We start from the raw sequence: 6,268 nt of genomic DNA, 5'->3' as shown, positions 1-6,268 counted from the left end.
ATGCTTTTACGAAATATTCGGAGTTGCTGTTTCTGATGCTGAATGCAGAATTGAGTAAGCAGGGGGGAGATTACGTGAAAGCTATTAGTCATGCTGAAGAAGCACTCGTTATTTTTAAAAGAAATGATCTGAACATTCATTGTGTTCAGGTTTATAATTTAATTATTGATATGTATTCGAAATTAAATGATCTGACAAAATTGAATGAGTACCGGTATGAGCGTCTTTGCTTTCTTCATGAGAAAGAGATTTCGAAAGAATTATTTCCGCTGGGACTAGAATCTGCCAAGAGAGAATATTAGGCTTAATTTCTTTAAAATTATTTTTATGGATTTCTTTGGTAATTAATTTTTCTTTGAATAACTATTGCCTACACTTGAAGGGTATTTTTCATTATGCCCTTTATGAAGTTTATCCGGATTTTATTAACCAGCGTCTCCTGGCCTTGTCTATTGATATTTCTCTCGTGGGGATTTCAGTGTGCTGCCCAGACCTGGATGGCAGGTTTTTCCTGCAGAAAGAAAATTACCTTCAATAAAAATAAAATAGAAGGAAAATCTGTAAAGTTACCCAGTGGGCAGGTGAATTCAGGACTACTGAATTTTCCTGTGCTTATTAGCCTGGAAGGCCCGGAGTTTAAATTCCATGGAGATAATTTTGATCCGAAAATATCCAATGTGAATGGATTGGATATTGCATTTGCAGATGCAGCGGATCCGGCCATTCCCTTGAATATTCAACTTGATCATTACGATCCGGTGGCCGGAAAACTAACCTGTTGGGTGCAAATTCCCTTTCTGGTTTCCAAAGAAAGCATTACATCACCCTCAGCGGTTTATTTCTATTACGGAGCTGCCATTCTTCATGATCCCGGTGGTTCTTCTGCACAAGAGCTCTGGCGGGCTGATTATAGAACGATTACGCACCTTAACGAGGGTAACGAAGGGAAAATTGGGCAAGGATTGCTGTTTAGTGGAAATTCAACAGAAAAGAGACTTTCCGGGGATACGGGGACAGAGTTCTTTTTATCCGCCTGGGTAATGACAGACAGGACTGGACCTGAGCAAATGATCATGACCAATGAAAGTGTAGGGAAAGGCGGGTATCAGCTGAAATTAAATGCCCTAGGAAATCTGGTTCTGGAAGGCTTCTACGGTTCCCTTCCATCCTGGTCTCTGACCAGTTCCGCAGTTTTGTCTTCTGGTGTATGGCACTATGTTGCTGCAAAGGTCATCAACGGAGAAGCCCGGCTCTATATAGACGGGGCTACGGCCGCCTCTAAGTCTTCCGTAAACATCAGGCTGGGGATAGGAGGGCAGGTGTTTCTGGGGGCTTCAAAACAAAATACCCTGTATCTGTCAGGCAGGCTGGACGAGGTTCGAATCGGAAAGACCATACAGACTCTAGAGTGGATAAAAACTGAGTATGAGAACCAGAATAGTCCTGCGGGTTTTTATACTATAGGGACAACTGAATTCAGTCCCTTAATCACACCTGCTGTGTTTACCTTTGTTGGGATAAAGAATACCTTTTGGGACGAACCTGTCAATTGGGACAAAGGAATAGTGCCTTCTGATCACAGCAATGTCAGGATCAAAGAAGGGAAGACCGTGGAACTGCGCAGGGATGTTGTTTTGAGCAAATTGCTGCTGGAGAACAACTCGGCTCTATATTTCTATGCCGGACTGGAGCTGGAGCATTACGCAGAACTTCGGCTAAATTCAGGCCTCATTTCCGGGGCAGCAGGAGATGTCGTGTTCAGATTGAAAGGGAACCTCGAAAATAACGGGCAGATCTCGTTAGTGGGCAAAGGTAACAGAATGGTTTTTTCTGGCAGTTCTTCAAAAATCAAAGTCTCAGGAACAGGTAACACAACGACAGCCATATTCGAATTAGACCGTTTATTTCTGGCTGATGAGGTGAGCCTGGAAGGAAGTTGTTGCATCCTGGATTTTGTAAACCTGGTCAGGGGAAGACTCTATGCAAATGGCCGGTTAGTCTTCTTGTCTTCTGCAGGAAGGGCAGCCGCGTTAGCTCCGCTTAGGACCGGGGAAGCGGAGATTTTGGGAGATGTACAAGTACAATGCTTTATTGCAGGAGGATTTCCAGTGCCTTCGAGTGGGCGAGGTTGGAGGCTGTTAAGTTCGCCCGTTTGTACATCTGGCCTTCAGTATGGATTTTATGCGTTGAAAAACAGTGTTTTTATCACAGGTCCGGGTGGAGCAATAAACGGCTTTGATCCTTCCTCCAATAATGCAGCGACTCTCTATAATCATGATCAGCACTTGCCGGGAACCTTGTCTCAGAAATACCTGGCAATTCCAAATATGCAGACATTGCTTCCGTTGGGCAAGGGGTTTTTTATGTTTTCCCGGGGAGACCGGACTGTTCCGGATGCTTACAGTCATCAAGTTCAAAGTCCGCCCTTTTCCAATGCATCTTCTTATGTGGCGACTTACACCGGCAGATTGTTTACCGGCAGGCTTGCCATAGCGGTTTATAATGAAGACAGAGGGCAGGATGGGGATGGATTTAACCTGCTGGGAAATCCCTATGCTTCCCCCATCAGGTGGGGCAGTATTTTTAAAGAAAATGTAGGTCCTTATGTCTGGTTGTATGACCCTTTGAATGGCGCATATAAGGTGAGCGATGATCCGGATGAAGTGATCCCCGCTGGTTCTGGTTTCTTTATCAAGGTTCTCCATGGCTTTAAAAGTGGTAGTATAGTTTTTGATGAAGATTGTAAAATAAATTATAGATAATAACTATGAGTTCGGAGATGATGTTTAGAATTGTTTTTTATGCGTTGGTTTCGCTGAATTGTGCTGGTCCGCTATGTCTGGCCCAAACCGGAGAAGGACGCTTAAAAATCACCCTCAGTTGCGGCGACTTTTCTGATCAATGTATTTTGGTTTTTAAGAAAGTTGGAGGAGAGGTTGTCAGAGACCGGGATGCACTGAAAATAGGAGAAGGTTATATATCCGTTGCAATACTTGGCGTAAAACAGCAGCATTTCAGCATACTGGAACAACCGGCTTTAAAGGGGGATACGGACTATGGCTTGTTTGTGAAAGGTTTTCCCTCAGAACATTACCAGCTTCGCATAGAAGGGATGGATGTGATACTCCAGGATAAGCTGGAAAAACCACTCCTGTTTGTGCCGTCCAGTGGTGCTGCCTATCATTTCAGTATGGATATACATGTTGATTCCAATCCAGAGGAATGCCGTTTTACTTTACATTTTGAACCCTCTGAAAAACGGAAAATGTCTTTCATTAACCAAGATAAAGTGTTAACTGTTTACCCCAATCCCTGGAAAGAAAAACTCACCATCAGGTTTAAAGAAAGTCCGCAAAGAGACTTTGACGTACTGATCAGAGACCTGGCAGGAAGCCTGGTGTGGAACAGGCATTTTAATTATGCGCCTGATCTGAACGAATTCATACTGGACTGTGGCAAACAAAGTCAGGGCATTTATTTTTTACAAGTTCTGGATGCCCTTCAACAACCGGTTTCCGAAACCATAAAACTTATACACGAATGAAAAGATTACAACTGATGGTATACTTGATCTCTGTTGTTTATTCTGCCGTTGCTGAAGATCCTGGACTTCCCGGAGGGGATCCTGATGTGCCGATAGACGGAGGCACCGTAGTGCTGCTGGCTGCAGGCATTGCCTACGGTATCAGGTCGCTAAAGAAAAGGAATGAGCAAGAAAAAGAGGGATCTTAAGCAAGAATACCCTCTTTTTTTAAAATGAAATTATAAATTCCTTCAATTGGTTTCTGTAAGATCTTTCCTACCCGTACCCCACTTTCTTCACAAACTTTACGGAGGATATCCTGATAATAATAGGCAATAGAGCCAACGAAATGGCAATCCAGTGATCTGTAATTGCTGTAGTCTTTTATATTGGTGTCTACAAATTCCTGAAAAACTTCATGCAGGATCTGAATGATGAAAGGATGATCGGTATGGTTCACCATGAAACGGCTCAAAGAAGCCAGATAAGTATTTGGAAATGGGTTTTGGTATACGTTTGTGATCACCGTTTCCTTGTCAATGTTATACTCTTTGGCAAACAACACACCAAGCTCTTGCGGCATGTGTCCATAGAGATAGGTGGTCACTAATTTCTTTCCCAGATGGGTGCCGGCACCTTCATCTCCAAGCACATAACCCAGGCCATGCTTGCTGTTGTGTACCGTAACGCCGTCATAATAAGAAATATTGGAGCCTGTTCCCAGAATGCAGGTCAGCCCTTCCTTATCTCCGCAAGTGGCATAGGCAGAGCCCATCAGGTCATGCTCTACGCTAATGAAAGCCTTGGTGAAAAACAAAGATAAACCATTTGAAATGACCTCATGTTTGTCCGGGGAAGAACAGCCCGCCCCAAAGAAATAGATTTCTTTAACATCTTCCGGATTAAATCCCAGGTCTTTCTTCCTGGAAAAGAGTTTGAAGATGTCCTGGGCATTTAAAAAATAAGGGTTGATTCCCTGGGTATGGAACCGAACCGGCTCTCCCGAACTGTATCCCATCCAGTCTGTTTTGGACGAACCACTATCTGCAACTAAAATCATTTGATAAATTTAAACATCTTATTGAAGATTCAAAGTACCACTGATTTCTTTTAATGATATTTCAGTCAGTTTAGCCTGATACTGAGCATCTAAAAATCTAATGATGGCCTGAATTGAATTTCTTTGTGCCTCCCTCAGCTCCAAAGGAGCAATACTGCCCAGTCTGTATTTGTCCAGGGTGATGCCCAGGTTTTGCCGGGCGATTTCGACATTGTTTGTTTCTACTTTCAGCAGATCAAGGTTGGCCTGATGATTTTGAAAGGCGGTGAGCAATTGGGCTTGAACATCCTGTTTGGTTTTCTCGATGCTCAGTTGCGAAGAAGCCACCTGAACTTTAGCGTTTCGTTCATTCTGACGCTGTAAAAATCCATTGAAAATATTCATACTTGCGGTTAGCCCATAGGTAACACCCTGGCCTCTGAATTTTTGGTTAAAACCTGTAGGGTTGGCGCTTCTTGAAAATTCGTAACCGCTGTTCACACCCACTACAGGGTACCGCTGACCCTTGACTTCTTTCAAGCTGAGCTCTGCAATTTTCTTGCTGATCATTGCATTCTGAAGGTCTGGGTTTAGCTGGAGTGTTTGTTCCTGCAGTTCAGAGAAAACAAAGGTTTTATGGATGTCGATATCTTCGTGTACAAGGACAGGCGTATTCAGGTCTCTGGCCATGACCTGGTTTAGCATAACAACGACATTCTGTAATTGATTCTTCTGCTGCAAATAGGCTGATGTATCGGCATTATAGTCTACTGTAGCAGCCAGCACGTCAAGTTTAGACCCTTTTCCCAACTGGAGCTTGTTGTTGGCGATCTCTAAGCGGAACCTTGAAATGTCCAGCGTACTGTCTGTAGCAGCAACCAGGCGTTGCTGGCGTGCCACATTATAATAGGTACTGATCACATTGGCTATTGTGGTCAGTATCGTTGCCTTGGCATTGACCTCTCCTTGCTTTTGTAATTCCTTTAGCTTATCATAAGTGGCAAACATTTTAAAACCATCAAATATGGTCCAGTCCAGGGCAACACCATAGTTGGTGCTGGTATTGCGTACCCCGTCTGCCACTTTTTCTACACCGGTTGAGCTGGTCTGTACGGTGTTTTGCTTGCTGCCGGTGGTGCCAAAACTCCCTTGTAAACCTGGCAGGAAACCTGCATTTCCCGGGTTAACATTGTTTTTTGCAATCTGCAGGTTATTGTTGATCAGTTTGATATCGTAATTGTTTTGCAGGGCTATAGAAATGGCTTCCTGCAAGCTGAGTTTAGTTTGTGCCTGCGCCGGTTTAAGGTATAGAAGCACCAGCAGGCAAAGGACGAAATTAAATGGTTTCATTGGATTCATTTTCTAGTGCAGCCTTTAAAGAGTTTTGGAGATCTGTATTTTCTTTATGTTCTTTAGACCAGTACGAATAAATTGCAGGGATCACAAAAAGAGTAAGGACCAGGGAAAATACAGTTCCGCCTACAATAACCACCCCCATGCCGATTCGGCTTTTTGCCGCAGCACCAAGGGCCATCGCAATCGGTAAAGCTCCAATAGCAATGGCCAGACTGGTCATTAAAATAGGTCTCAGCCTGGAAACAGCGGCTTCTCTGATGGCGTCGTGGACGCTTTTACCTTGTTCCTTCAACTGGTTGGCAAATTCCACAATCAAAATACCGTTTTTAGTCACCAGTCCGATCAGCATG

At 43.7% G+C, this 6,268-nt stretch carries 6 protein-coding genes and 1 pseudogene; 4 read left to right on the top strand and 3 right to left on the bottom strand.

Annotation, left to right across the window (positions count from 1 at the left end; genetic code table 11):
• The 4 genes and pseudogenes from VNZ46_RS23180 to VNZ46_RS23165 form a co-directional block, all read left to right on the top strand.
• Nucleotides 1–302, top strand: a pseudogene (locus tag VNZ46_RS23180) (hypothetical protein); the annotation flags it as partial.
• Nucleotides 303–452: 150 nt separating this feature from the next.
• The gene (locus tag VNZ46_RS23175; RefSeq protein WP_325563064.1) at nt 453–2,762 is read left to right on the top strand and encodes a LamG domain-containing protein; all 2,310 of its coding nucleotides are present in this window, start codon (nt 453–455) and stop codon (nt 2,760–2,762) included.
• 17 nt (nt 2,763–2,779) lie between these two features.
• Nucleotides 2,780–3,544: a T9SS type A sorting domain-containing protein gene (locus VNZ46_RS23170; RefSeq protein WP_325563062.1), complete on the top strand. Its 765-nt coding sequence runs from the start codon at nt 2,780–2,782 to the stop codon at nt 3,542–3,544.
• Complete coding sequence (locus VNZ46_RS23165; protein WP_325563060.1) at nt 3,541–3,732, top strand: PID-CTERM protein-sorting domain-containing protein; 192 nt, start codon at nt 3,541–3,543, stop codon at nt 3,730–3,732. Before VNZ46_RS23170 ends, VNZ46_RS23165 begins: the two co-directional genes overlap by 4 nt.
• Here the strand turns inward: VNZ46_RS23165 and VNZ46_RS23160 are convergent.
• The 3 genes from VNZ46_RS23160 to VNZ46_RS23150 form a co-directional block, all read right to left on the bottom strand.
• Nucleotides 3,729–4,583, bottom strand: a complete 855-nt coding sequence (locus tag VNZ46_RS23160; protein ID WP_325563058.1) for an N-acetylglucosamine kinase — start codon at nt 4,581–4,583, stop codon at nt 3,729–3,731. The two genes, VNZ46_RS23165 and VNZ46_RS23160, sit on opposite strands and share 4 nt — an antisense overlap.
• 18 nt (nt 4,584–4,601) lie before the next feature.
• The gene (locus VNZ46_RS23155; protein ID WP_325563056.1) at nt 4,602–5,912 is read right to left on the bottom strand and encodes a TolC family protein; all 1,311 of its coding nucleotides are present in this window, start codon (nt 5,910–5,912) and stop codon (nt 4,602–4,604) included.
• On the bottom strand, nt 5,899–6,268 hold a 370-nt coding region (locus VNZ46_RS23150), incomplete at its 5' end, for an efflux RND transporter permease subunit (protein WP_325563054.1). The genes VNZ46_RS23155 and VNZ46_RS23150, both read right to left, overlap by 14 nt.

It is taken from the genome of Pedobacter sp. (assembly GCF_035566355.1).
GTDB lineage: Bacteria > Bacteroidota > Bacteroidia > Sphingobacteriales > Sphingobacteriaceae > Pedobacter.
The sequence above is the reverse complement of the archived record's forward strand: the minus strand, read 5'-3'. Positions and strand labels throughout refer to the sequence as shown.